The sequence below is a fragment of the Pseudoalteromonas sp. P1-26 genome, assembly GCF_001401795.1.
Classification (GTDB): Bacteria; Pseudomonadota; Gammaproteobacteria; order Enterobacterales; family Alteromonadaceae; genus Pseudoalteromonas.
Map to the genome: position 1 here is coordinate 1 of NZ_LKDX01000196.1, position 228 is coordinate 228.

2 tRNA genes are annotated in these 228 nt (G+C 42.5%); both read right to left on the bottom strand.

The features are described from left to right. Positions 1 to 8: 8 nt before the first annotated feature. Positions 9 to 84 (bottom strand) — tRNA-Lys (locus AN394_RS21475). 63 nt (positions 85 to 147) lie between these two features. After that, positions 148 to 223 (bottom strand) — tRNA-Lys (locus AN394_RS21480). Between the last annotated feature and the right edge of the window lie 5 nt (positions 224 to 228).

The window sequence follows — 228 nt, forward strand, 5'->3', positions numbered from 1 at the left end:
TCAAAGAATGGTGGGTCATGATGGACTTGAACCATCGACCAATGGATTAAAAGTCCACTGCTCTACCAACTGAGCTAATGACCCGCTCTAATTGCTTATAAAAGCTATACGTAAATCCGTCGATTAAAGATTACCATTCTAAGAGAATGGTGGGTCATGATGGACTTGAACCATCGACCAATGGATTAAAAGTCCACTGCTCTACCAACTGAGCTAATGACCCGCTCT